Origin of the sequence: Streptomyces varsoviensis, from assembly GCF_000718635.1 — a bacterium.
Classification (GTDB): domain Bacteria; phylum Actinomycetota; class Actinomycetes; order Streptomycetales; family Streptomycetaceae; genus Streptomyces; species Streptomyces varsoviensis.
Genome location: NZ_JOBF01000002.1, coordinates 36031 through 61569, shown reverse-complemented (window position 1 = coordinate 61569; position 25539 = coordinate 36031). Strand labels below are relative to the sequence as shown.

Sequence of the window (25539 nt, the reverse complement as noted above, 5' to 3'; positions counted from 1 at the left end):
GCGCGGCTCGGGTGTTGCTCGGACCGGTCCCTGATATCGCTCTGTTCGGTTTGCCGGGCCATAAGGCTGTGGGCCACGCGCCATGGGCCGTACAGCCGGTCGGACCGCGATGAGAAAGCCGGAAAGGTGCCGAATTACCCCCGTGCCAATTCTCGTTCCGTCGCGACTCGACGGACGAATTTCCCCTTTTTCGGGCTCCGACTCTAACAGCGTCTTTACCGGCCAGGGACCCCTATCCGGACAGGGCGAAATCCTGGTGCTCCCCTTCGCCTGTCGAGGGCAATCGCGGCTGGGTACGGGTCGGTACTGCATTGTGCGTAAGACATGGCCGACGGCCGGGCCCGGCGCCGTCGGCGGAGCGCGGTGGCCGACCCCTGCCCGGCCGCGCCCCCGCACCACGGCTTTGTGCCGCTCGGCGGGGCGCGGACCGGGGGCCTCGTACGCCCGGCCGCCGCCGCGCCCGGCCCGCCACGCGCCGATAGGGGTACCGGCCGCACCCTCGAAGAACCGCGGCCCGCCCGTCCAAGGAAGCGCGGGCCGGCGGGCCGGACGCGGCCGAGGGAATCACCCCTGCCGGGCCGCGCGTCGGCGGCTTGCCGCGCCGGCGCGAACAGGTGGCACAGCGGTCGCTACGGGGCGACCGCGGCGCCCACCCCGTCCCGTGCCGCGGGCCGGGTCAGAACGCGCCCCATCAGCGGCGCGAGCACCCCGATGGCCGTCGCGATGTCCTCGATGTCGCCGTCGACCAGCGCCTGGTCGCCGTCGCACAGCGCCCTCTTGGGCTCGGGGTGCACATCGATCATCACGCCGTCCGCGCCGACCGCGAGGGCCGCCCGGGTCAGCGGCAGCACCAGCTCCCGCCGCCCGCCGGAGTGCGACGGGTCCACGATCACCGGGAGGTGGGACAGCCGCTGGGCCAGCGGCACGGCGCTGATGTCCAGGGTGTTGCGGGTCGCGGTCTCGAAGGTGCGGATGCCCCGCTCGCACAGCACGATGTCCAGGTTGCCGCGCTGCGCGATGTACTCCGCCGCCATCAGCCACTCCTCGACCGTCGCCCCGAAACCCCGCTTGAGCAGCACCGGCCGGCCCGCCGCCCCCACCGCCTGGAGCAGCGCGAAGTTGTGCATGTTGCGCGTGCCGACCTGGAGCATGTCAGCGTAGGAGGCGACCAGGTCGACGCCGGCCGCGTCGATGACCTCGGTCACCACCGGCAGGCCGGTCTCGGCCCGTACGTCCGCGAGGACGCGCAGCCCGGCCTCGCCGAGGCCCTGGTAGGCGTACGGCGAGGTGCGCGGCTTGAACGCGCCGCCGCGCAGCAGCGACGCCCCGGCGGCCTGCGCCATCCGCGCCGCGGCCAGGGTCTGCTCCGGCGATTCGACGGCGCACGGGCCCGCGATCACCGTCAGGGTGTCCGGGCCGATCGGCACGCCGCCGACGCTGATCACCGAGCGGGCCGCGTGATGCTCCCGGCTGATCAGCTTGTACGGCACCGAGATCCGCACCGCGTCCAGCACGCCGGCCCGGCTGCGCAGGTTCAGCGCCTCGAACGCGTCCACGTCGCCGACCAGCCCGACGATCGTGCGCGTCACCCCGCGGCTCACGAAGGCGTCACCGCCCGCCGAGCGCACCAGACCGACAATGGCGTCGATTTCGTCCTGTGTGGCCTCCGGGGCCATCACCACCACCATGAGAGGTTCCTCCCGTCGCTGAGAGCTCCCGGGCCGCGAAGACCCCTGGGAGCGGATGAAAGTCATTCGGCGCGTTGTACGGAGGTGAACGGGGAAATCCGTGCGCCTTCGCCGTCCGGCCCAAGGCGGACGAAAGGAATCCGGGGTGAACACGGGCGCGGCCATGTCCGTAGCGCCGCGCTTTTCGTTCAACAGGTTACGAGGACGGCGATGCCCGCTCAACAATTCCGCGCCTTTTTCCGGCGGGATTCGCGCGGACGGTAGACTGAGCGGCACGGGCCGCGCTGAGAGCCACCCCTCGGCGGTTCGGGCCGCATGTATTGACCATTCGATGTACGCCACGGCGGCGGTGCCGTTCGCCGGGGGAAGTGAGCAACCCATGGCCATGGTGGGCCTGTTCTGGATCGCCGGCGGCGACGTGTACGTAGGCGCGAAGCCGTCCGGTTCCGCGCCGGGGGTGCGCCTGGCGCCAGAAGGCGTGGTGGCCCTCGGCGACGACCAGTCCGGCCTCTACCTCTGGGCGGATGTGCGCGCCCTGACCGTGGCGGACGTCCCCGAGAAGTCCCTCATGCGGCGGATCGACTCCGTCCGGCACACGGCCCTGGACACCTTGCTGACCCTGGTCGTCCAGAACGGCCCGGGCTACGTCGACGAGGCCCCGCCACTGATCACGGTGCGCGTGGAAACCCCCTCCGGCACCCACGCGTTGTCCGCCTTCGTCGCGGCCGCCGTCGGCTACCCCCCAGCGGAGATCGAACTCTCCCGCGCCCTCCTCTCCCGGCTCACCGAGGGCGAGGCCACGATGGCCACCACCCTCGCCGCGATGTCCGACTGGGGCCGCTCCTGGGAGGGCAAGTCTCCGCGCCCCGCCGAACGCGAGGCCCTGCTCCGCAAGTGGCTCGGCTGACGCTGCCGCGCCGGCACGGCCGCCCCCGGACGACGAACGGCCCAGCCGCCTCCCGGCCCCGAGGGTCCGGCGCCCACCGAGTGGACTGAAGCGGCCTGGACGGTTCCGGCCGGTTGGTTCGTCTTCCCGGAGGCCGTCGCCCCGGTGACTATTGATCAAGGGGGACGGCGGCCCCGGACCACCGGAGCCCCCTTCTCGAAAGGCCCATCGACCTGCCTATTCCCTGGGGTATTTCCATGCCGCTTTCCGCTCGGATTCCTGGCACCACCCGCACCGAACCGGTCATGCGCCGCCGTCACGGGGCCGGCGCGAGCGACGAAGCCGGCGTGGCCCCGGACCGCGAACCCGCAGCGCCCGCCGCGTAATCCGGCTGTCCGATTCGGCCGGGCTGCGTTATGCGTCTCATCATGGTCACGCTCGCCCCGCGCGGCCGGTATTCGGCGGGCGAGCCGCGGGCCGCGGAGATCTCGGATGTGATGTGGGTGTTCGCCACTCCGGAGGCCCAACTGGAGCATGTGAGCATCCGGTCCGGCGCCTGCCGCATCCATCTGGGTTTCTACAGCCGCCTCGACAGCGCGGCGGCCGCCGAGGCGACCACGGCGATCTGCCGCAGGGCGCTGGCCTCGTCGCCTCTGCTGCGCGGCTGGGAGGTGGCCGCCCTCGGGCCGGCGCCCGAAGGCCCCGGCCCGGGCCCGGATCCGGGCCTGGATCCGGCCCCCTGACCATCCGACCGTACGCCCGACGATCCCCCACACCCGCCCCCGGCCCGTGCCGGGTGCCCTTGACCGCCGTCGAGTCCCGGCAGGACGCTCTGTTCTGTCCGGAGGCCGGAGTACGGAGGCCGTTCTCCGCTTCCGCCGGCGAATTCCCGGCGCCGGCACCGGCGCCCGTACCGCCCCTCATCCCTCCCGGCATCCCCATTGCCCGACGAATGGTTCTGTCATGACTTACGCGCCCGATTTTGGCCTTGGCCATGTCGAGTTCCGCGTCGCCGACTTGGCGGCGGCCTCGGCCCAGATGACCGACCTCTACGGCTTCCGCCCAGTGGCCCGAGCCGACTCACCGGACAGCGAATCCGTCGCCCTTCAGCAGGGCCGGATCACCCTCGTACTGACCCAGGCCCGTACCGACAGCCACCCGGCGGCCGATTATGTGCGGGCCCACGGGGACGCGGTGGCGGATATCGCGTTCACCGTGTCCGACGTGTCCGCGGCGTTCGCCGGGGCCGTGGAGCGCGGCGCGGTGCCGCTCGCGTCGCCGTCGCGGCGCGCGGACGGCCGTACCACCGCGGTGATCGCGGGCTTCGGGGACGTGGTGCACACCCTGACCGAGGCCGGACGGCCCGCCGTGCCCTCGGGCTTCACCGCGCTCGCCGAGGCCGGCGCGGCCGGTCCGGACGAACTCCTCGCGGACGTGGACCACTTCGCGGTCTGTCTGGAGTCCGGCGACCTCGACCCGGCGGTGGAGTTCTACACCCGTGTGCTCGGCTTCCGGATGACGTTCACCGAGGACATCGCGGTGGGGGCGCAGGCGATGGAGTCGAAGGTGGTGCAGAGCCCGTCCGGGGAGATCACCTTCACCCTGATCCAGCCGGTGGCCACCGCCGCGCCCGGCCAGATCAACCGCTTCGTCAAGGACCACGGCGGCGCCGGCGTCCAGCATCTCGCCTTCTCCACGGCGGACATCGTGGAGACGGTCGGCACGCTGGCCGAGCGCGGCGTCGGCTTCCTGTCCGCGCCCGACTCCTACTACGCGATGCTGCCGGGCCGCCTCGATCTGGCCCGGCACACCACGGAGGAACTGCGGGAGCGGAACGTGCTGGTGGACGAGGACCACGACGGCCAGCTCTTCCAGATCTTCACGCGCTCCACGCACCCGAGCAACACACTGTTCTACGAGGTGATCGAGCGCTTCGGCGCCAGTACGTTCGGCAGCGGCAACATCAAGGCCCTGTACGAGGCCGTCGAGGCCGAGCGCCTGGCATCGGAGGGGGCCGAGGCGCCGGAGGGGCCGGACGGTTCCGCGGGGCCGGACGGTTTCGCGGGACCGACGGGTTCGGCGGGTCCCGCGGGGGAGGCCCGGTGAGCGGCCTGACGCGAACCTCCGCCGGCACCGGCCCCGATCCCGACACCCGCTCCGGCCCCGGCGCCGCCACGGACGGCGAGGCGGTCGGCACTGCGCCCATGGCCGTAGCGGACTTCGCGGCCGTAGCCCAGCGGGTGCTGCCCGCCGAGGTGTGGGACTTCATCGCGGGCGGCAGCGGCGCCGAACTGACCCTCGCGGCCAACCGGGCGGCGCTGGACCGGATCGGCCTCGTGCCCCGTGTCCTGGCCGGGGCCTCCGGCTGCGACACCGAGGCCGCGCTGCCCGGCGCCCCGACGGCCGCCATGCCGGTCGCGGTGGCCCCGATGGCGTATCAGCAACTGGCGCACGAAGACGGCGAGTTGGCGACGGCGCGGGCCGCCGCGGCGGCCGGGGTGCCGTTCGCCCTGTCGATGCTGAGCAGCCGGCCGATCGAGTCCGTCACCGCCCTCGGCGGCATCACGTGGTTCCAGCTCTACTGCCTGCGGGACCGCGGGGCCACGGCCGAGCTGGTCGTACGGGCCGAGGAGGCGGGCTGCGCGGCGCTCGTCGTCACCGTGGACGTGCCCCGGATGGCGCGGCGGCTGCGGGACCTGCGCAACGGCTTCGCCCTGCCGACCGATGTGGCGGCCGCCAATCTGGACCCGGCGAGCGTCGCGGAGACGCATGACCGGCGGCCCGGCGTCTCGGCCGTGGCGGAGCACACGGCCAGGGCCTTCGCGGCCGGGCTGAGCTGGGACGACATCAGCATGCTGCGGGAACGGACCCGGCTGCCGCTGATCGTGAAGGGGCTGCTGGACCCGCGGGACGCCGCGCTCGCGGCCGACCTCGGCGCGGACGCCGTGGTGGTCTCCAACCACGGGGGCCGCCAGCTCGACTCCGCCGTGGCCGCCGTCGACATGCTGCCGGCGGTACGCGAGGCGACCCCGGCCCGCTGCCGGGTCCTGCTGGACAGCGGCGTCCGCGGCGGCACCGACGTGCTCAAGGCCCTGGTGCTGGGCGCGAGCGGCGTCCTGCTCGGCCGGCCCGCGCTGTGGGGGCTGGCCGCCGGGGGCGAGGCGGGGGTGCGCCAGGTCCTCGACTTGCTCGCCGTCGAACTGCGCTCGGCCCTGGAGCTGGCCGGCTGCGCCGACCTCGACGCCGTCCGGCTGCTGACGGCGCGGGTCCCGGACGCCCGTACGTACGGAGGCGGTGTGCGATGACGACGGTCGAACCCGCGGCGGCCGTCCGGCTCGACCCGGCCGAGCTGCACGCCTCGCTGCGCGACCCGGCACTGCTGTCGATGAACTTCCTCAACGAGGTGGCGAACCGCTTCCCGGACGCGATCTCCTTCGCGCCCGGCCGGCCGTGCGAGGACACCTTCGACCTCGCCGACCTGCACCGCTATCTCGACGCCTACGCCGCCTATCTGACGGACACGAAGGGGTACGACCGGACGCGGGTCCACCGGGAGCTGTTCCAGTACGGACGTACCAAGGGCATCGTCCACGAACTCATCGCGCGGCAGCTCGCCGTGGACGAGGGGATCACCGTGGATCCGGAGGCCGTCCTCGTCACGGTCGGCGCCCAGGAGGCGCTGTGGCTGGTGCTGCGCGCGCTGCGGGCCTCGGACCGCGATGTGCTGCTGGCCGTGGCGCCCACGTACGTCGGGCTGACCGGCGCGGCGCGGCTGCTGGACTTCCCCGTCCGTCCGGTCGGCGAGGGAACGGACGGCGTGGACCCGGACGATCTGCTCGCCGTGGTCGCGGCCGCCCGCGCGGAGGGGCTGCGGCCCCGGGCGCTCTACCTCGTGCCCGACTTCTCCAATCCGAGCGGCCTCAGCATGACCGTACGCGGCCGCCACCGGCTGCTGGAGATCGCCGCCGAGCAGGATCTGCTCCTGCTGGAGGACAATCCCTACGGGTTCTTCCAGGCGGTGGAGGGCGAACGGCCGCCGACCCTCAAGGCGCTCGACACGGGGCAGCGCGTGGTCTACCTCGGGTCGCTGGCGAAGACCTGCTTTCCCGGCGCGCGGGTGGGGTTCGCCGTGGCGGACCAGCGGGTCGCGGGGCCGGACGGCGGGCTGCTGGCCGATGAGCTGTCGAAGGCCAAGAGCATGGTCACGGTCAACACTCCGGCGGTGAGCCAGGCCCTGGTGGGCGGCATGCTGCTGGAGCACGAGGGCAGTCTGCTGCGGGCCAACCAGCGGCAGATCGGCGTCTACCGGCGCAATCTCGACTGCCTGCTGCGCGGGCTGGGCGCGCGCCTCGGCGGTCTGGACGGGGTGCGCTGGAACACGCCCGCCGGCGGCTTCTTCGTGGGGCTGACGGTGCCGTTCCCGGTCACCGACGCACTGCTCGACATCGCGGCGAACGAACACGGCGTGCTGTTCACGCCGATGCGCCACTTCCACGACAGCGACGCGGCGGCGCATCAGATGCGGCTGTCGTGCAGCTATCTGACGACGGAGCAGATCGAGACGGGGCTCGACCGGCTGGCCGAGGTGATCACCGCACGGCTCTGACGGCCGGTCAGGACGGGTCCGCCCGTCATGCATCACTCCGACCGCGGGGCCCTGCCCCGTACGCCCGCGCGGCGTACGGGGCGGGGCCGGGCCGTCTCAGAGCCAGCCGTGCCGCGCGGCCTTGACGCCCGCTTCGAAGCGGCTGCGCGCGCCCAGGCGTTCCATGATCGAGGCCATCATGCGGCGCGAGGTGCGCGGCGAGACGAAGAGCTGGGCGGCGGCGGACTCGTCGGTGTGGCCCTGCGCGATGAGCAGGAGCAGTTCGCGTTCCTGCTCGGACAGTCCGGCCCGGTCGGCGGCGCGGTCCGCGCCCAGGGGGGTGGCGGCGTCCCAGACGCACTCGAAGAGCGCGCCGAGGGAGGCGACCACGCCGGGTCTGGTGAGGCAGAGCGCGCCCTCGCGGGTGTCGGCGGGGTCGATGGAGACCAGGGCGACGGCGCTGTCCACGAGGACCATGGCGGGCGGCAGGCTCGCCGACGTACGGAACTCGCCGCCCTGGCCGGTGAGCCAGCGGGCGTACTCCAGGGTGGCCGGGTCCCGGCGGACGGCGTCCGGACCGATGGTGCGGACGGTCGCGCCGCGCCGCAGAACCGATTCGTCATTGCGGCGCGCGGCCGCCAGGGAGGCCGCCGACTGGGGGCCGCCGGACAGGAACGTCACCACGGCGCGGGAGGCGTTGCCCGTGAGCCGTTCGATCCGTCGCCGGACGGCTCGCAGGCCGTCCAACCGCTCGGCGCCGTTCTCGTCACCGGTCCCGCCGGCGGCGGCCCGGCCGTCGCCCGCTCCTCCCCCGTCCGCCGGGCCGCCACCCGCTGGACCGTCACCCGCTGGACCGTCACCCGCTGGACCGTCGGCCGCCGGGCCGTCAGCGGCCCGGTCGCGTACGGCCCGGCCGGGTATGGCCTGATCGCGTGCGGCCCGGTCGCGCAGGGCCCCCTCGCGTACGGTGCGCCGCCCGCTCTCGGCGAGCATGCGGGTGATCATGCGCTGGCTGTCGGCGATCCGCTGCTGCCGTTCGTGCAGTTCGTGGCGTTCTCTGGCCAGCAGTTCCTGGAGACCCACGATCGGGTCGACGGCGAAGAGCCGGCCCGGGCTGTCGTACGACTCCCTGAGCAGCCGGTAGTCGAAGAGCTCGTCCAGGGCGGCGCGAATGTCGTCGGTGGACAGCGAGAGGTGGGCGGCGAGTTCTTCGACGGACAGCTCCTGGTGCTGGAGCATGGCCCGGTAGACGGTTTCGGTGATCCCCTGCACGTCGAGAAACGGAAGCAACGTACGACTCCTTGGACAGCCGGCGGCTGCCGCCACGGGGCGTACGTACGCGGCGGATACGGGCCGGTCGTCCGCGGTCTCGCGGACCGCGCCCGACCGGCATCCCGCGCCGGCCCGCGCGACGGCCCCGCGGCCACCGCCGTTTTGCGGACACGCGGGTACGGCTCGATGCTCTTCTCTTCTTCACCCGAGGAGGGGCCTCCTCGTGCAGGCCGAGGCTAACGGCCCGCACGAAGATCGGCTATGCCCCCTGCCCGGAGGCGCGCGACGGGCCGTTGTCAGTGCCCGCGGCTACGCTCCATTTTCAGACGCCCTCGGTATGGCACGAGCCGGTGGCGGGGTGGTGTGCCATGCCGCCGGCGCGTCCGCGTCCGAGATCGAGCTTCCGCAGTCCTCAAGGGGAGATCCGCCATGAGCAGCGCCGACAGCAGCAAGCACGAGGGATTCACCGCCGAGGAGCGGGCCGCGATGAAGGAGCACGCCAAGGAGGTGAAGAAGGCGGCCCGTCGCGGCTCGCGCGCGGAGAAGGCGGCGGAGGCCAAGCGGGACGTCCTCGCGAAGATCGCCGAAATGCCGGACTCGGACCGGATCATGGCCGAGCGCGTCCACGCCGTCGTCACGGCCAGCGCCCCCGAGCTGGCCCCGAAGCTCTGGTACGGGATGCCGGCCTACGCGCTCGACGACAAGGTGCTCTGCTACTTCCAGAGCGCCGCGAAGTTCAAGGCGCGCTACGCGACGCTCGGCTTCAGCGACCTCGCGAAGCTCGACGAGGGCACGATGTGGGCGAACGCCTTCGCGCTGACCGAGGTGACGGACGAGGTGGAGGCGCGCATCAGCGCGCTCGTGAAGCAGGCGGTGAGCTGAGCTCGTCGGTCCCCGGAGGCGCCAGGGCGGCTGCCCGCTGACCTACGGCAGGGGGCGCCCGGCTCCTCCGTGGTCCCACGGGAGGAAGGGGACGCCGGTCAGCTTCTCGGAGAGGTCCCAGAGGCGCCGGGCGGTGCCGGTGTCGAGCTGGGCGCGCTCGCCGTGGCGCGGGACGGGCTCGCCGCGTAGCTGGAAGGGTCCGTCGGGCACGACGTACGAGCCGCCGGGCAGGTCGGCGACGGTCGCGGCGTACAGGGAGGTCTTGGCGCCCTCGGGGGTGGGGCGGAAGGCGAGGCGCATCAGCGAGCGGATCAGCGTCCGGTAGAGCCGGCCGCGCCGGCTGTTGGCGCCGCCGGTGAGGACGTTGGTGCGGGTGAGGCCGGGGGCGACGGCCATGCTGCGCAGCGGCAGGCCGGCGGCGTCGGCGCGGCGTTGGAGTTCGGTGGCGAAGTACAGGTTGGCGCGCTTGGACTGCCCGTAGGCGACCGTGGTGCGGAAGCCGCGTTCGGCGTCGAGGTTGTCGAAGTCCAGGCGGGCGAACCGCTGTCCTTCGCTGCTGACGGTCACCACCCGCGCGCCGGGGGAGGCGGCGAGGTGGGGCAGCAGCAGCCCGGTCAGGGCGAAGGTGCCCAGGTGGTTGATGCCGAACTGCGACTCGAAGCCGTCGGCGGTCCGGGCGAACGGCACCATCGCGACACCGGCGTTGTTGACCAGCAGATCGAGCCGGTCGTGGTCCCAGCCGTCGGCGAAGGCGCGGATGGAGGCGAGGTCTCCCAGGTCGAGCCGGCGCACCTCGGCCCGCGCGCCGGGCGCCGCGGCGAGCAGCCGGTCCAGGGCGGCCCGGCCCCGTTCGGGGCTGCGGCAGGCCAGCACGACGTGGGCGCCCCGGCGGGCGAGCGTCTCCGCCGTGACCTGGCCGATGCCGCTGTTGGCCCCGGTCACCACGGCGAGGCGGCCGGACTGGTCGGGGATGGAATCAACGGTCCAGGTGCGGGAGGCAGGGGGCATTGCCTTTCCTCTCTCGGGTCGATCGAGATGATCGGGGCGGTAGGGGTGGTGGAGGTGGTGGAGGCGATCGGGATGATCAGAGCGATCGAGGTGATCGGGGCAGGCTGAGGCGAGGGCCCGGTGCGCTGCCCAGCAGAGATCCCGTATCGCAACACCAAGTTGCGATAGGCTGGAGCCTGACACGGCACCACCCCCTAACGCAACTAGGAGTTGCAATGGAGTCGGCATCCTCCACCCCCGCACGCCCGGTCGGGCGCGGCCGCAAGGCGCAGGCGGCGGTGCGCGCCGCCACCCTCGCCGAACTGCTGGACCGGGGGTACGCCGAGCTGACGGTCGAGGGCGTGGCGCAGCGGGCCGGGGTGCACAAGACGACCGTCTACCGGCGCTGGAAGACCCGGGAAAGCCTGGTCGTCGACGCCCTCGCCGAGCACTTCACGACCGACATCCCCACCCCGGACACCGGCGCCCTGGAAAGCGACCTGCGGGCCCTCGCGCAGGCGCTCGTCCAGAGCATGACCGACCCGGTGGGCAAGGCCGTGCAGACCGCGATGCTCTCCGACGCGGGCCGGCTGCCGGAGGTCGCCGAGGCGCGGCGGCGGGTCTTCGCCGACCGGATCCGGCGGGCCGAGCCCGTCGTCGTCCGCGCCGTGGAGCGGGGCGAACTCCCGGCGGAGACCGACCCGGCCGAGCTGTTCGGCACGCTGGCCGCGCCGGTCTACTTCCACTTGCTGATCAGCGCCGACCCGGCCGTCGAGGACACCGCCGAGCGGGCCGTACGGATCACCCTCGCCGCGGCCCGCGCGGGCGCCCTCACCCGGAGCCGCCACTCCGCCGCGGATGACGGAGAGGCATGACCGACGAGACGCCGAGCCGCTCCCCCGCGCGCCGCGCGGACCCGCCCGACCTGCGGGCAGCAGGACAGCGGCGTCAGCGAGAACGCAGCGCCAAGACCGACGGCGATAGCCTGTAGGCATGGCCGAACTGGAGACCCGAGAGCTCGAATACTTCATCGCCGTCGCCGAGGAGCTGCACTTCGGCCGCGCCGCCGTCCGGCTGTCGATCGCGCAGCCGGCGCTGTCCAAGGCGATCCGGCGGATCGAGTCGCGGCTCGGGGTGCTGCTGTTCGTACGGTCGAGCCGTCATGTCGCGCTCACGCCGGCGGGCGCCGCGCTGCTCCAGCACGGCCGGCACGCGGTGAACGCGGTCAGCGCCGCGGTGCGCAACGCGCAGCGGGCCGGTGACGCCGAAGCCCATCTGCGGCTGGTGATCAAGCCCGGCGGCGACGCCAATCTGCTGTCCGGCATCCTCGCCGCGTACGCGCGCCGCCCCGACGCGCGCCGGGTGGACATCCTCTTCAGCGGCGGCACCGACCGCGTCGACCACCTCCGCGACGGGCGGGCGGACGTGGCGCTGCTCTATGTGCCGTTCGACGACCTCGACGGGCTCGCGCACGAGACGCTGTACGTCGAGGGGCGCGTCGCGATCCTCCCCGCCGACCACCCGCTGGCCTCCCACGCCGAGCTGCGGATGGCCGACCTCGCCGGCGAGACGATGCCCCGCTGGAAGGGCGTGTCCGATGGCGGCAGCGGGCCGGAGGTCGTCGACGTGGCGCAGATGACGCCCCTGATCACCGTCGGGCGCATGATCGCCGTCCTGCCCCGCTCCCTCGTCGAGCCCGTCCCCGCCGGTCTCGTCTGCGTCCCGGTGACCGACGCGAGCCCCAGCCGGATCGCCATCGCCTGGCCCGAACGGGACCGCCGCCCCCTCGTCGCCGCCTTCGTGGCCGCGGCGGTCAGCGCGCGTCCCGCGTCCGCGGCCGAAGTGGCCGCCGCGAGCGCCGAGTCCGCGTCGGCTGCCACGGGCCCCGCGCCCGCCGCGTCAGCCACCTGATCGGCCCGGCCGCGTCGGTCGGCCACCTGATCCGCCCGGCCCCGTCAGCCGTCTGATCGGCCCGCGGCCGGCGCGCCGAACCTGTCCAGCGCCGCCAGCACATGCCCCCGCGTCGTCTCGTTCCCCAGGTGGCCCGAGCTCTCGACGGTGATCAGCTCGGCGTCCGGCCACGCGCGGGCGAGTTCCCACGCCGTCTGGAGCGGCCCGCCCATGTCGAGGCGGCCGTGGACCAGTACGCCCGGAATCCCGGCGAGCCGGCCGGCGTCGCGCACCAGCGCCCCTTCCTCCAGCCACGCGCCGTGGGAGAAGTAGCGGGAGCAGATGCGGACCAGCGCCAGCCGGGCGGCCGAGGGGCGGTCGCCGTACGGATGGGAGGCGCCGTTCGTCTCGCCCGACAGGACCGCGTCCTCCCAGGCGCACCAGTCGGCGGTGGCCTTGGCGCGCACCGCGGCGTCGGGGTGCTCCATCAGCCGCGCGTACGCGCCGACGATGTCGCCGTCGCGGGGGGTGCCGGGGGCCCCGGCGAGAAAGCGTTCCCACTCCTCGGGGAAGAAGCGGCCCACGCCCCGGTAGAGCCAGTCGATCTCGGAGCGCCGGGTGGTGGTGACGCTCGCGATGACGATCTCCGATACGCGCTCGGGGTGCTGCTGCGCGTACGCGAGGAGGAGGGTGGAGCCCCACGAGCCGCCGTGGAGCAGCCAGCGGTCGATGCCGAGGTGCTCCCGCAGCCGTTCCATGTCGGCGATCAGGTGCCAGGTGGTGTTGTGGCGCATGTCGGTCGCCGGGTCGGCGGCGTGCGGGGTGCTGCGGCCGCAGCCCCGCTGGTCGAAGAGGACCACGCGGTACCGGTCCGGGTCGAAGAACCGGCGCACGCCGGTGGAGCACCCCGAGCCGGGGCCGCCGTGGACGACGAGGGCGGGCTTGCCCGCCGGGTTGCCGCAGACCTCCCAGTACACGGAGTTGCCGTCGCCGACGTCGAGCATCCCCGTCTCGTACGGCTCGATCGGCGGATACAGCTCGCTCAAGGGGAACCTCCCGGGTGGACGGTACGGGGAGGTGCCATGGCCCGGTGTGCCATGGCCGGTCGCCCCCGTGCTCAGCGGTGGGACCACCGTAGAGCCGCCCGGCGGGCCGGCTGGAGGGGGCCCCTCGGCGAAGGGCCCCGCCTCGCGAACGGCCCCTCAGGGGCCCGCGTCCGCCAGCCTCTCGGCCGACGAGCCGTTCCCGTCCCTTCAGCCGATGAGCCGTGCCCGTTCCCCCGCGTCCGCGGCGACCGCGGCCGTCGTCAGGGCCATCGCCGCGGCCCCGTCGAGGACGGCGCGGTCCGCTTCGGCGCCGACGCAGTGCGCGGCGAACTCCTTCTGGTGGTTGACGGCGGGGAGCGAGCCGATGCCGAGGTAGGGGTGGATGGCGGGCAGGACGCGCGAGACGTTGCCCATGTCGGTCGAGGCGCGGTTCATCCGGGCGGCCGGGCTCCCCGTGTCGAAGCGGCGGCCGAGCGCCTCGGCGGTGCGCCGGTAGACGGCGAGGAGTCCCGCGTCGTTGCGGAACTCCGAGTACGGGGGGCTCTCCGGCTCGATCTCCAGCTCACAGCCGGTGGCCAGCGCGCCGGCCTCGAAGCAGCGCTCGACGCGCGGGCGCAGTCGGTCGAGGTGTTCCAGGGTTCCGGCGCGTACGTACCAGCGGCCCTCCGTCAGCTCCGGGATGGCGTTGGGTGCCTCGCCGCCGCGCGTCATCATGCCGTGCACCCGTGTGCCGCCGGGCAGTTGCTGGCGCAGCAGGCCGATCGCGACCTGGGCGAGGGTGAAGGCGTCCGCCGCGTTGCGGCCCTGCTCCGGGTAGGCGGCGGCGTGCGCGGCCTTGCCGTGGTAGCGGACCTTGAGGTGGGCGACGGCGAACGGGTCCGCCTCCGCCACGTCGACGGGCCCGGGGTGGACCATCATCGCCGCGTGCACCCCGTCGAAGGCGCCGCGCTCCAGCATGAGGATCTTCCCGCCGCCGCCCTCCTCCGCCGGGGTGCCGAAGACCGTGACGGTCAGGCCGAGTTCGTCGGCGAAGGGGGCGAGCCCGGCCGCCGCGCCGACGGCGGCCGAGGCGATGATGTTGTGGCCGCAGGCGTGGCCGAGGCCGGGCAGCGCGTCGTACTCGGCACAGATCCCGATGTGCAGCGGCCCGGTTCCGGTGGTCGCGGTGAAGGCGGTGGGCAGGCCGGCGGTTCCGGTGCGGACGGTGTAGCCGAGATCGTCGAGCGCCCCGGCCACCCAGCGGGCCGCCTTCTCCTCCTCCCAGGCGACTTCCGGGTGCGCGTGGATGCGGTGGCCAAGGGCCAGCACGTCGTCGGCCGCCGCCGCGACGGCCCGGCGGATTCCGTTCGTACGCGCCTCGGCGCGCAGGTCCGTACCGGTGCTCACGCGTCCCCCGGCACGCCGAAGGAGGGCGCCTCGCCGGGGGCGAGCGCGCGCTGGACGTACGGCTGTTCCTGCGGCTCCCAGAGTTTCCACAGCGCGGCCAGTTCGGCGATCGGGTCGCCGTCGGTCCAGTCGACGCGGAGGTCGGTCACCGGCCAGGGCACGTCGCCGCCGACGAGCAGGCCGGCCGAGTGGACGGGGCCCTCCTCGCCGCCCGCCGCCGCGCCCGCGCCGAGGGCGTCGACGAGGCGCCGGGCGAGCGGGGCGGCCGGGTCGGCGGCGAAGGCGTCGAGGATGGCGCGTGGGACGCCGGGGTCCGCGAGGAGGTTTCCGGCGGCGACGGCGTCGGGGCCGACGGCCTGGGCGTGCCGGCCCAGGGTGTGCGCCCCGGAGTGGGCGGCGCCGGGTCCGGCGGCCCCGACGGCGGTGAGCTGCCGGTAGGGGATGTGCGGCAGGTGGGCCGGGTCGTGCGCGGTGTCGTGGATCGCGGCGGCGGCGGACGCGCCGCCGGCCATCAGGTCCAGCAGATGGGTGCCGAGCCGGGGGTCGGTGATGTTCTGCGAGCAGGCCGCGCCGACCCCGGCCCGTACGTACGCGCAGCGGGCGGCGACGGCGGGGGACGAGGAGGTGACGGCGACCCCGAACCGTCCGGTGCGTTCGCAGCGCGCGGCGATCGAGAAGGTCATGCCGTCTTCCCTTCCCGTACGGCCGCGGCGCGGACGGCGGCCGCCTCGGCGCGCCGCTCGGCGGGGATCACGGCCGTGGCGTCGATCTCGACGAGCCATTCGGGGCGGGCGAGCGCGGAGACGACGAGGCCGGTGGAGACGTAGTGGACGCCCTTGAGCCGGCGGCCCATGACGCGGTAGACGGCCTCGCGGAACCGGATGTCGGTCAGATAGACGGTGATCTTGACGATCTCTTCGAGGCGGCTGCCGCACTCCCCCAGCAGCATCGCGATGTTGTCCATCGCCCGCTCGGCCTGGGCGGCCACGTCGCCGACGCCGACGTTCTCGCGGGTGTCGAGATCCTGGCCGATCTGGCCGCGCAAATAGACGGTGCCCTCGGCCACGACGGCCTGCGCGAGGTCGTTGGAGAGGTCCTGCTCGGGGTAGGTGACGGCGGTGTCGAAGGGCCGGATGCGGTCGTGGACGGTCACTTGGCGGCCTTCCTGCCCAGGGTGGCGAGGACGTTGTCGGAGAGTCCGGCGGCGTCCTTGACCAGGTCGAGCGGGCCGTCCCAGCCGAAGTTGCGGTAGACGGCGCCGAGGTGGGCGAAGGGCGGCGACTGGGCGAAGAGCTGGAACGTCAGCCGGTGGCCCGCGTAGTCGGAGTTGAGCAGGTCACGGGCGTACGCGAGGAGTTTGCGGCGGTCCTCGGCGACCCAGTGCTCGTTGACGGAGTAGAACTTCTCCAGCCAGGGCCCGGTCTCGGGGTCGTCGAAGGACGCCTTGTCCGGGGTGATGCAGATCTGGCCGCCGCACAGTTCGCGGGCGATGTGCATCATCTCGTGGAGCTGCGAGCAGGCCAGCACCCGGCCGGTGTAGAGGAGCGACTGGTTGGGCATCAGCAGCCCGCCGGGGCTGGGCTCCGCCATGGCGATGGCGGCGGTGAGGTGCGCGTTGATGCCCTCGCGGTAGCAGGCGAGGGTGGCCAGCTTCTCCTGGACGGCCTGCTGCTTCTCCAGGCCGGTCTGCTTCACGTTCCACAGCGCGGCGCCGATCATCAGGTCGGCGAGGCGCAGGTTGCGCTGGGTGAAGGCGTAGGCGCTGTAGCGGTGCAGGGTGGCGCGGATGAAGGTGGCGGCCTTGGTGTCGCGGTAGAAGAGGATGTTCTCCCAGGGGATCTCCACGTCGTCGAAGACGACGAGGGTGTCGACCTCGTCGAAGCGGTTGGAGACGGGGTAGTCCTCGACGGGCTTGGCGCTGCCGGCGAAGCCGGTGCGGCAGATGTACTTCAGGCCCGGCGCGCCCATGTCGAGCATGAATCCGAGGGCGTAGTCGGAGAGTTCGGAGTCGCCCCAGTTGGCGATGGTCGGCTTGGCGAACGCCTGGTTGGAGTAGGCGGCGGCGGTCTCGTACTTGGCGCCCCGCACGACGATGCCGCGGTCCGTCTCGCGGACGGCGTGCAGCAGCATGTCGGGGTCCTGGTCCTGGGGGCGCTTGGAGCGGTCGCCCTTGGGGTCGGTGTTGGCGGAGACGTGGAACGGGTCGCCGAAGCAGGCCAGGTCGATATGGCGCTTGACGTTCTCGGCGTAGGCCGGGTTGATCTGGTTGAGGACGTCCTGGCCGTCGATGAGGGACCACACCTCGCCGATGGTCTCGTCGCCGACGCGGGTGACGACGCCGCCGACGTCGGTGAGCACCGCGTCGGTGGCGGCCCGCTTGTCCTCCCAGTCCTGGCGGGTACGGGGCGGCTTCTGCTGTACGGCGTTGAGTTCGCCGCTCTCCTCGTCGGTGTACGTCATGGTGGCGCTGGTCGCGGGGTCGTGCGCCATGTCGTAGATCCGGGCCCGGATGTCGACGAGCGGCTTGAAGGCGGGGTGCGTGGGCACGTCCTTGATCTTCTCGCCGTTCATCCAGACCTCGCGGCCGTCGCGGATCGACTCCCGGTACTGCTCACCGGTGCGGATCATGTCCGTACTCCTTGTCCTGGGCTGCTGTGGGAAGGGGGCGGCGGGGCGCCGTGAAGCGGGCTGTGGCGTAGGGCGAGGCCCGGCCTGGGGAGGAGGGGCGCCGTCAAGCCGTCAGAGGGGGCGGTGGGTGCCGTAGGTGCGGGCGTGGTGCACCAGGGGGCGGGCGTCCGGGGAGACGGCGGCCGCGGTGACGGTGCCGAAGAGGACGCGGTGGGTGCCGGAGACGACGGCGTCGCCGAGCCGGCAGTCGAAGACGGCGGCGGCGCCGCGCAGCAGGGGCGAGCCGGTGTCGAGGGTGTCCCAGTCGGCGCAGCCGAAGTCGTACGGCGCGCCGGCGGCGGGGCGGCCGGCGAAGACGTCGGAGACGTGGGCCTGTTCGGCGCTCAGGACGCTGACGGCGAAGTGGCCGTTGCGGGCGGCGGCCCCGGCGAGGGGGCTGCGTTCGTTGACGCAGACGAGGAGCGACGGCGGGTCGGCGGTGACGGAGCACATGGCGCTCACGGTCTGGGCGAAGCGGCCGGCGGGGCCTTCGGTGGCGACGACGGTGACGCCGGTGGCGGCATTGCCCATGGCCGCGATGAAGTCCTGCCGTGGGGTGGTGAGTTGGTCCGGGGCGATGCTCATGGTCGGCCTCCCTCGGTGCGGTGGGGCGAGCTCGAAGCGGTGGAGCGGGCTCGGCTGACGACCACTATGGGCGGACCGGGTACTTCCGTAAAGCAGATGTTTTCGCTCAACTGCATCTGTTGAACAGATGCAGCGAGCTCGTGGCCTCGGGGCCTATGCGCGCAGCGTCTCCCGGCAGGTCGCCGCGAACGCCTGCGCACGGCCCGTCAGCCGTACGCCGCGGAGCTTGGCGAGGACCACGGGCAGGGCCGGCAACTGGTCGGCGAGCGGCAGGCAGACGACGCGGGAGCCGCCGTAGGTGCCGTCGTGCGCGGGCCGCTGGTTGAGCAGCGACCAGCCGTACCCGGCGGCGACCATGGAGCGCACGGTCTCGTAGTTGGTGGTCCGGTGGCTGATCTTCGGGCGGACCCCGGCCTTGGCGGCCACGGACTGGAAGTAGTCGCGGCTGACCGGCAGGTCGAGCAGGACCATGGGCTCGCCGCCGAGGTCGGCGAGCCGGACCCGGCGGCTGCCCGCGAGCCGGTGCCCCTCGTGCACGAGCGCGTACGGCGGCGCCATGGCCAGTACCTCGTGCTCGATGTCCGCGTCCAGCTCCAGGTCGTAGAGGAGTCCCAGTTCGCACTGGCCGGTGCGGAGCAGGCCCTGGACGGCGGGCGTGTCGCCCTCGTGCACGTCCACGCGGACGGCGGGATGGCGGTCGGCGAACCCACGTAGCAGGCGCGGCAGGTAGAACGGGGCGAAGGTCTGGAAGCAGCCGACGGCCAGGTCGCCGACGAGTTCCGAGCCGAGGCTGCGGGCCGATTCGGCCAGCTCGTCGGCGTGCGTGAGGAAGCCGCGCAGCTCGTGCTGGAAGCGCTCGCCGGCCGCCGTCAGCTCCAGCCCTTTGGCGTGTCTGCGGATGAGGAGCTGGACGCCGAGTTCGCGCTCCAGGTGGGTCACGGCGGTGGAGACCGCGGACTGCGAGACGTTGATGCGCTGAGCGGCGGCGGTCATGGAGCCCAGCTCGGCGGCGGCGAGGAAGTAGCGGAGCTGTACGAGCGTGAAGTTGGTGTCGTGGGGCATGCCCGGAGTTTTACATCAGGAAAACCGATGCAGCCCCCGTGAAAACAATGTTTGACCGGGGATTTGGAATCTTCGAGACTTCCGAACCACCCGGCCTACCCGCGCCGCCCGCCCATCCGGCCCGTCCGACCGCCCCGCTCATCCGGCCCACCAGGCCCGTCCGACCGCCCCGCCCATCGGGCCCACCCGGCTCGCCCGGCCCGCCCGGCTCGTTCGGACAGCCCGATTCGTCCGGCCTGTCCCGCAGCATCGCACCGCTCTTCGCCCCTCACGTTCTAGGGAGTCCGCATGTCCGGTCCCGGAGGTTCCGCACCCGACAGCCCCGCCGCGGCCGAGGCGCCCGCCGCGGTGGACGCGCCCGCCACGGTGGAGCAGCACACGATCGACCACATCCCCGATCATGAGCGCCATGGGCGGGTCAGAGACCTGTTCACCATGTGGTTCGGGACGAACATCGCCCCGTTGCCGCTGGTCACGGGCGCCATGGGGGTGCAGGTCTTCCATCAGTCGTTCTGGTCGAGCGTGCTGGCGATCCTCGTCGGCCAGCTCGTGGGCGGCATCTTCATGGCGCTGCACTCGGCGCAGGGCCCCCAGCTCGGGGTGCCGCAGATGATCCAGAGCCGGGCGCAGTTCGGGGTGATCGGGGCGCTGGTCATCGTGGTCGTCGCGGCGGCCATGTACGTCGGGTTCTTCGCCTCGAACATCGTGCTGGCCGGCAAGTCGCTGCACGGCCTCGCGCCCGCCGTGCCCGTCAACGGGGGCATCGTGCTGGGCGCGCTGGGCTCGGCGGTGATCTGTTGGGTCGGCTACCGCCTGATCCACACCCTCAACAAGATCGCCACGTGGGTGCTGGGCCTGGGGATCGCCGTCGGCATCGCGGTCGTGGCCTTCCGCGGCCTGCCGGACGACTTCTTCACCCGGGGCGGCTTCACCTTCGCCGGCTGGCTGGCGACGGTCTCGCTGAGCGCGCTGTGGCAGCTCGCGTTCGCCCCGTACGTATCGGACTACTCGCGCTATCTGCCGCGTACGGTCCGCACCCCCGCGACGTTCTGGGCGACGTACGGCGGCTCGTGTCTCGGCTCGACGCTGTCCTTCCTGGCGGGCACGGTGGTCGCGCTCGCCGCGCCGGGCGCCGACGACACGGTCGCGGGCTTCGACAGCGCGGCGGGCGCGTTCGGGCCCGTGGTGCTGGTCCTGTTCCTCTTCAGCGTGATCAACCACAACGCCCTCAACCTCTACGGCGCCGTGCTGTCCCTCATCACGATCGGCCAGACCTTCCGCGCCCACTGGACCCCGCGCCGCACAGCGCGCGGCGTGGTCTCCGGGACGGTCCTGGTGGTCGCGCTGCTGGTCGCGGTCGGCGTGTCCGACGACTTCGTCTCGCGGTTCGTGAACCTGGTGAGCGTCCTGCTGATCGTGCTGATCCCATGGACCGCGATCAACCTGATCGACTTCTATCTCGTGCACCGCGGCCGGTACGCGATGACGGACTTCTTCGCCGCCGACGGAGGCCGCTACGGCCGCTTCAACCGGACGGCCCTCTCGTCGTACGTCCTCGGCATCGTCGTCCAGCTCCCCTTCGTCTCCACCGACCTCTTCACCGGCCCCCTGGTCGCCCCGCTGGGCGGCGCGGACCTGTCCTGGCTGGTCGGCCTGGTCGTGACGGCCCCCGTCTACTACTTCTGGGCCCGCCCCCGCACCACGGAGCCGCACCCCGCCGCGGCCTCCGTCGCGCAGGAGGAGCCGGCCCGCACGGTGCCGACCGCCTGACGGCGCGACGGCCTCGCCGCTCCGCACGGCTCCCCCGGTACACGGCAGCCTCGCCGCCCGTACGGCCCCTCCCGGCGGGCCGCGCCGCCGGCCGTACGCCCGAGAGGAACATGCTGTGCGCGCTCGTCGACCACACCGCCCGGAGCGAGCGGCCGAGCGCGCGGCGCGTCAAGGTCGCTGGTCGAGCGGGCGGTACGTACGCGCGGGCACCGTGCCGCATGGTTTCTTCCCGGCCCCTCAGCGGCGCGGCCGGTACGTACGAGGGGGCACCGTCCTCGCGGCGCGTACGAGCGCACGCGCGCCGCGCTCATCGACCGGACGGTACGTCCAGGATCTCGACGTCGGTCCCGGCGGGCGCCCCGCCGGGCGGGACCACCGCGAGGCCGTCGGCGAGGGCCAGGCCGCGCAGCATCGCCGGGCCGTCGAACGGGAGCGGGGCCACCGCGTGCCGGTGCGCGCGGCGCACCGGGAGCAGCCGGGTGTCCCGGGGGTGTCCGGGCAGCGCCGTGGCGGCGGTCATCCGGAGGGGTTCCGGGTCCGCGTGCCCGCCGAGGCGGCCCAGCAGCGGTACGGCCAGGGTGGCCGTACCGGCGACGGCGGCCAGCGGATTGCCGGGGAGGCCGACCAGCCGGCGGGGCCGCCCGTCGGCGGCCGGCGGCAGTTCGGCGAGGAGCATGGGGTGGCCGGGGCGTACGGCGACGGAGTCGACCAGCAGCCGGGCGCCGGCCTCGGCGAGCGCCTCGTGCAGGAAGTCCACCGGCCCGGCGGCGGTGCTGCCGGTGGTGACCACGACGTCGGCGGCAGAGTCGCGGAGGGCCGCCCGCAGGAGTCCGAAGTCGTCCGAGACGCGGCGGCGTTCGGTCACCCGCGCGCCGCGGTCGCGCAGCCAGGGCGGCAGGAGGGGGCCCAGCGCGTCGCGGACCCGGCCGTCGTGCGGCGGGCCGGAGTCCAGCAACTCGTCGCCGAGGACGAGCAGTTCGACGGTGGGGCGGCGGTGCACGGGCAGCCGGTCGTATCCGGCGGCCGCCGCCAGGCCCAGCACCGCGGGGGTCACGGTCGTACCGGCGGGGAGCAGGAGTTCGCCCGCGCGGCACTCCTGGCCCCGGGGCCGGATATCACGGCCCGGCACCGTCCGTCCGGCGCCGGGAGAGCGGTCGGACAGCGTGGCGGCGTGCTCGGCGTGCGCGGCGTACTCGCCGGTTTCCCCGTGCTCGCGGCGCAGCACGGCGCTCGCCCCCGCCGGCAGCGGGGCGCCGGTGGCGATGGGCACGGCCGTACCGTCGCTCAGCGGCTCGGGGTGTCCGCCGCCGGCCAGTACGCCGCCGTCGCGCAGCCGCCAGGGGCCCGGCCCGGCGACGGCCCAGCCGTCCATCGCGGACGTGTCGAACGACGGGAGGTCGGTGAGGGCCGCCAGCGGCTCGGCGAGCGCGTGGCCGAGCGCCGCGCCGAGATCGCGGTGGACGACCGGCAACGGCCGTACGGCGCGGTGGTCCCGGGCGGCCGACCGGGCCTCTTCCCAGTCCGCGGCCGTCCGGCGGGTCGCGCCCGCCCGTGCGGCGGTGTGGGCCACGGTCATCATGTGCTCCCCATTCCAGCCATAGAATTCACCGACAACTCGTTCCCCGATTGTTTTCGCTCCGCGATCACAATTCCGGAATCGGGACGGGACATTCACCGTTATCCCCTCGAACCGCCCTCCGGGCCGCCGTCGGTGCCGCCCTCGGTGAATTCCTCGCACCGTCGACCGTACCAGCAGAGCGCCGCGACCGTGCCGGGCAGACCGCCGCCGGCGCCCCGCCGGCGGCCGGGAAGTCCGCTTGATAAGCCGCGTCTATCTAGTCATTTACCGAACCTCTTTGACATTCTCCGGACGCCGGGCGGAAGCTGACTTCCGCGCTGGGCGCCGGATATCCGCGGGCGCACGATCCGGCCCGCGAAACCGGCCTGCGTAACGGGCCCGCGAAACGGCCTGCGAAAAACGGCCCGGCCGACGGACAGTGCCCGGCCGGCGAAAAAGGGAAACGAGGCGGACCAGATCATGAGCGGCAACGAGGACCCGAGCGACGACCTGAAGGTCACCCCGCCCAAGACCTGGGCGACGGGCGTGCCGGCGGTCGCGCACGCGCTGGAGTACTCCCTGGGCCAGACGTCCCCGCGGCGCACCGCGCTGACGCTGCTGAACATCAACCAGGCCAAGGGGATCGACTGCCCCGGCTGCGCCTGGCCGGAGCCCGCGCCGGGCAAGCGGCACCTGAACGAGTACTGCGAGAACGGCGCCAAGCACATCAACGACGAGGCCACCTCGCGGCGCGTCACCCCGGACTTCTTCCGCGAGCACTCCATCGCCGAGCTGGACGGCAAGTCCGACTACTGGCTCAACCAGCAGGGCCGGCTCACCGAACCCATGGTCAAGCGGCCCGGCGGCACCCACTACGAGCCGATCGGCTGGGACGAGGCGCTCGACCTGCTCGCCGGCGAGCTCAAGGCGCTGGCCTCGCCCGACGAGGCCCTTTTCTACGTGTCCGGCCGGCTCAGCAACGAGGGCGCCTTCCTGCTCCAGCTCTTCGCCCGCGCGTACGGCACGAACAACCTGCCGGACTGCTCCAACATGTGCCACGAGTCCAGCGGCAGCGCGATGTCGGAGACCCTGGGCACCGGTAAGGGCACCGTCTCCCTCGATGACATCCACAACTCCGACCTGATCTTCGTCGTGGGGCAGAACCCGGGCACCAACCACCCGCGGATGCTGTCGGCGCTGGAGGAGACCAAGCGCAACGGCGGCCGGATCGTCGCGGTCAACACGCTGCCCGAGGCCGGACTCAACCGGTTCAAGCACCCGCAGCGCCCGCGCGGCGTGGTCGGCCGCGGCACGCAGATCGCGGACCAGTTCCTGCACATCCGCGCGGGCGGCGACCTCGCGCTCTTCCAGGCGCTGAACCTGCTGCTGCTCGAAGCCGAGGACGCCGCGCCCGGCACCGTGCTCGACCGCTCCTTCGTCGAGCGGAACACCACCGGCTTCGCCGAGTTCGCCGAGCACGCCCGGCAACTGTCCTGGGAGCACGTGCTCGAAGCGACCGGGCTGTCCCGCGAGGAGATCGAGGAGGTCCACGAGCGGGTCCTGAAGAGCGAGAAGATCATCGTGTGCTGGGCGATGGGCCTCACCCAGCACAAGCACGGCGTCCCCACCATCCGCGAGATCGTCAACTTCCTGATGCTGCGCGGCAATATCGGCAAGCCCGGCTCGGGCGCGTGCCCGGTGCGCGGCCACAGCAATGTGCAGGGCGACCGCACGATGGGCGTGTGGGAGCGGATGCCGCAGAAGTTCCTCGACGCGCTGGAGAAGGAGTTCGGCTTCACCCCGCCCGCCCGGCACGGTCTGGACGCGGTGAACGGCATCCGGGCCATGTACGAGGGGCGCGCGAAGCTGTTCCTCGGCGTCGCCGGCAATTTCGTACGGGCCACCCCGGACAGCGCGGTCACCGAGGAGGCGATGCGGGGCTGCCGGCTCACCGCGCACATCTCCACCAAGCTCAACCGCTCGCACACGGTCTGCGGCGAGACGGCCCTGATCCTGCCCACGCTGGGCCGCAGCGACCGGGATTTCCAGGCCACGGGCGAGCAGTTCATCACCGTCGAGGACTCCATGAGCGAGGTCCACGCCTCCCGCGGAAAGCTGCCGCCCGCGTCCCCGCATCTGCTCAGCGAGGTCGCGATCATCGGCCGCCTGGCGGAGAAGACCCTCGGCGATATGCCGCACATTCCCTGGAAGGAATTCGAGGCGGACTACGGCACCATTCGGGACCGGATATCCCGCGTCGTGCCGGGCTTCGAGGACTTCAACGCCCGCGTGGCCGTGCCCGGCGGATTCCGGCTGCCCAACCCGCCCAACGAAGGGGTCTTCCCCACGCCGAGCGGCAAGGCCGTCTTCACCCGCAACGACTTCACGATGCCGCAGGTCCCCGAGGGGCATCTGCTGCTCCAGACCCTGCGCTCGCACGACCAGTGGAACACCATCTGGTACGCCCCGAACGACCGTTACCGCGGCATTCACAACGCCCGCCGGGTCGTCATGGTCAACCCCGCCGACCTCGACGCGCTGGGCGTCGCCGACCGTTCCACGGTGGACCTGGTGAGCGTCTGGCGGGACGGCAAGGAGCGCCGCGCGGAGAACTTCACGGTCGTCGCTTACCCCGCCAGCCGGGGCTCCGCCGCCGCGTACTACCCCGAGACCAATGTCCTGGTGCCGCTCGACAGCGTCGCCGACATCAGCAACTGCCCCACCTCGAAGGGGGTCGTGGTCCGCTTGGAGCCCGCCGCCGACGCCGCCTGAACCTCCCCCCTCCCCCGCCACGGCGCGGCCCCCGGCCGTCGCCCGTTGCCGCGACCCGGCAACAACGGGCGAACGTTGCCAGAAACCGCCAGTGCCGGTGTTGCCGGGCGCAACGCGCGCCGAGCGCCCCATGCTGTCCCGTGCCCCCGAGTAGCCATTCGGGGCACGAGGCGCGGCCCGGTCGGCCGCGGTCCGAGAGGGATGACGTGGATCGATCACTGTTGTCGCCGAGGTCGGCGCTGGTGCTCGCACTGGCGGTGCTGACGGGCATAGGGGCCGGGGTGCTGACAGCCCTGGCCGGCACCGACCTCGCGCGGAGCGTGCTGTGCGGCGCGGCCGCCGCCGGTGTGTCGGTGCGGTTCTTCGACCGGCTGGTCGCGGCGGAGGGCCACGGGGAGGCGGGAGATCGCGGGGAGGCGGGAGACCGCGGGGAGGCGGGGGGCCGCAGGGAGCCGGGAGATCGCGGGGAGGCGAGAGGCCGCGGCGGCCCGGAGGCCCGCGGG

At 73.1% G+C, this 25539-nt stretch carries 21 protein-coding genes; 10 read left to right on the top strand and 11 right to left on the bottom strand.

The window, feature by feature from the left end:
* Positions 1 to 629: 629 nt before the first annotated feature.
* Positions 630 to 1688 (bottom strand): 3-deoxy-7-phosphoheptulonate synthase, encoded by a 1059-nt coding sequence (aroF, locus tag IF55_RS02820; protein ID WP_030874801.1) that lies wholly within the window; start codon positions 1686 to 1688, stop codon positions 630 to 632.
* A gap of 331 nt (positions 1689 to 2019) precedes the next feature.
* On the opposite strand from aroF, the gene IF55_RS02815 reads away from it, so the two are divergent.
* The 5 genes from IF55_RS02815 (at position 2020) to IF55_RS02795 (ending at position 7180) form a co-directional block, all read left to right on the top strand.
* Positions 2020 to 2595, top strand: coding sequence for a hypothetical protein (locus tag IF55_RS02815; protein WP_048831464.1), 576 nt, complete (start codon positions 2020 to 2022; stop codon positions 2593 to 2595).
* A gap of 407 nt (positions 2596 to 3002) precedes the next feature.
* On the top strand, positions 3003 to 3317 hold the full coding sequence (locus IF55_RS02810) for a hypothetical protein (protein WP_157854246.1): 315 nt from the start codon (positions 3003 to 3005) through the stop codon (positions 3315 to 3317).
* A 220-nt stretch (positions 3318 to 3537) separates the two neighbouring features.
* A complete protein-coding gene (hppD, locus tag IF55_RS02805) occupies positions 3538 to 4680 on the top strand; it encodes a 4-hydroxyphenylpyruvate dioxygenase (protein ID WP_063763840.1) in 1143 nt (380 codons plus the stop codon).
* Between the two features lie 98 nt (positions 4681 to 4778).
* Positions 4779 to 5879 (top strand): alpha-hydroxy acid oxidase, encoded by a 1101-nt coding sequence (locus tag IF55_RS02800; protein WP_048831533.1) that lies wholly within the window; start codon positions 4779 to 4781, stop codon positions 5877 to 5879.
* Positions 5876 to 7180 carry an aminotransferase-like domain-containing protein gene (locus tag IF55_RS02795; protein ID WP_030874812.1) on the top strand — a complete coding sequence of 435 codons (1305 nt, stop codon included), beginning with the start codon at positions 5876 to 5878 and terminating at the stop codon, positions 7178 to 7180. Before IF55_RS02800 ends, IF55_RS02795 begins: the two co-directional genes overlap by 4 nt.
* 96 nt (positions 7181 to 7276) lie before the next feature.
* On the opposite strand, the gene IF55_RS35890 is transcribed toward IF55_RS02795, so the two are convergent.
* On the bottom strand, positions 7277 to 8449 hold the full coding sequence (locus tag IF55_RS35890; RefSeq protein WP_030874814.1) for a helix-turn-helix transcriptional regulator: 1173 nt from the start codon (positions 8447 to 8449) through the stop codon (positions 7277 to 7279).
* A gap of 411 nt (positions 8450 to 8860) precedes the next feature.
* Between IF55_RS35890 and IF55_RS02785 the strand changes: the two genes are divergently transcribed.
* Positions 8861 to 9313 carry an iron chaperone gene (locus IF55_RS02785; protein ID WP_030874816.1) on the top strand — a complete coding sequence of 151 codons (453 nt, stop codon included), beginning with the start codon at positions 8861 to 8863 and terminating at the stop codon, positions 9311 to 9313.
* A gap of 42 nt (positions 9314 to 9355) precedes the next feature.
* Here IF55_RS02785 and IF55_RS02780 read toward each other — a convergent pair whose 3' ends face one another.
* Positions 9356 to 10321 carry an oxidoreductase gene (locus IF55_RS02780; protein ID WP_048831463.1) on the bottom strand — a complete coding sequence of 322 codons (966 nt, stop codon included), beginning with the start codon at positions 10319 to 10321 and terminating at the stop codon, positions 9356 to 9358.
* 215 nt (positions 10322 to 10536) lie between these two features.
* Here IF55_RS02780 and IF55_RS02775 point away from each other — a divergent pair, with 215 nt between their 5' ends.
* Positions 10537 to 11175 (top strand): TetR/AcrR family transcriptional regulator, encoded by a 639-nt coding sequence (locus tag IF55_RS02775; protein ID WP_048831462.1) that lies wholly within the window; start codon positions 10537 to 10539, stop codon positions 11173 to 11175.
* 118 nt (positions 11176 to 11293) lie between these two features.
* On the top strand, positions 11294 to 12211 hold the full coding sequence (locus tag IF55_RS02770) for a LysR family transcriptional regulator (RefSeq protein ID WP_048831461.1): 918 nt from the start codon (positions 11294 to 11296) through the stop codon (positions 12209 to 12211).
* Between the two features lie 44 nt (positions 12212 to 12255).
* Here the strand turns inward: IF55_RS02770 and pip are convergent, their stop codons facing one another.
* The 7 genes from pip to IF55_RS02735 form a co-directional block, all read right to left on the bottom strand.
* On the bottom strand, positions 12256 to 13236 hold the full coding sequence (gene pip / locus IF55_RS02765) for a prolyl aminopeptidase (RefSeq protein WP_030874824.1): 981 nt from the start codon (positions 13234 to 13236) through the stop codon (positions 12256 to 12258).
* A 207-nt stretch (positions 13237 to 13443) separates the two neighbouring features.
* On the bottom strand, positions 13444 to 14622 hold the full coding sequence (locus IF55_RS02760; RefSeq protein ID WP_245661035.1) for an amidohydrolase: 1179 nt from the start codon (positions 14620 to 14622) through the stop codon (positions 13444 to 13446).
* Complete coding sequence (locus IF55_RS02755) at positions 14619 to 15305, bottom strand: DUF1028 domain-containing protein (RefSeq protein ID WP_030874828.1); 687 nt, start codon at positions 15303 to 15305, stop codon at positions 14619 to 14621. The genes IF55_RS02760 and IF55_RS02755 overlap by 4 nt, the downstream gene beginning before the upstream one ends.
* Positions 15302 to 15775 (bottom strand): RidA family protein, encoded by a 474-nt coding sequence (locus IF55_RS02750; RefSeq protein WP_048831460.1) that lies wholly within the window; start codon positions 15773 to 15775, stop codon positions 15302 to 15304. The genes IF55_RS02755 and IF55_RS02750 overlap by 4 nt, the downstream gene beginning before the upstream one ends.
* The gene (locus IF55_RS02745) at positions 15772 to 17250 is read right to left on the bottom strand and encodes a 4-hydroxyphenylacetate 3-hydroxylase family protein (RefSeq protein ID WP_030874832.1); all 1479 of its coding nucleotides are present in this window, start codon (positions 17248 to 17250) and stop codon (positions 15772 to 15774) included. The genes IF55_RS02750 and IF55_RS02745 overlap by 4 nt, the downstream gene beginning before the upstream one ends.
* Before the next feature lie 111 nt (positions 17251 to 17361).
* Positions 17362 to 17874 (bottom strand): flavin reductase family protein, encoded by a 513-nt coding sequence (locus IF55_RS02740; RefSeq protein WP_030874834.1) that lies wholly within the window; start codon positions 17872 to 17874, stop codon positions 17362 to 17364.
* 153 nt (positions 17875 to 18027) lie between these two features.
* Positions 18028 to 18936 (bottom strand): LysR family transcriptional regulator, encoded by a 909-nt coding sequence (locus tag IF55_RS02735; RefSeq protein ID WP_030874835.1) that lies wholly within the window; start codon positions 18934 to 18936, stop codon positions 18028 to 18030.
* A gap of 288 nt (positions 18937 to 19224) precedes the next feature.
* On the opposite strand from IF55_RS02735, the gene IF55_RS02730 reads away from it, so the two are divergent.
* A complete protein-coding gene (locus IF55_RS02730; RefSeq protein WP_063763838.1) occupies positions 19225 to 20706 on the top strand; it encodes a purine-cytosine permease family protein in 1482 nt (493 codons plus the stop codon).
* 307 nt (positions 20707 to 21013) lie between these two features.
* Here IF55_RS02730 and IF55_RS02725 read toward each other — a convergent pair whose 3' ends face one another.
* Complete coding sequence (locus IF55_RS02725; protein ID WP_030874838.1) at positions 21014 to 22282, bottom strand: molybdopterin molybdotransferase MoeA; 1269 nt, start codon at positions 22280 to 22282, stop codon at positions 21014 to 21016.
* Positions 22283 to 22744: 462 nt separating this feature from the next.
* Between IF55_RS02725 and IF55_RS02720 the strand changes: the two genes are divergently transcribed.
* The gene (locus tag IF55_RS02720; RefSeq protein ID WP_030874839.1) at positions 22745 to 25036 is read left to right on the top strand and encodes an FdhF/YdeP family oxidoreductase; all 2292 of its coding nucleotides are present in this window, start codon (positions 22745 to 22747) and stop codon (positions 25034 to 25036) included.
* Positions 25037 to 25539 lie beyond the last annotated feature (503 nt).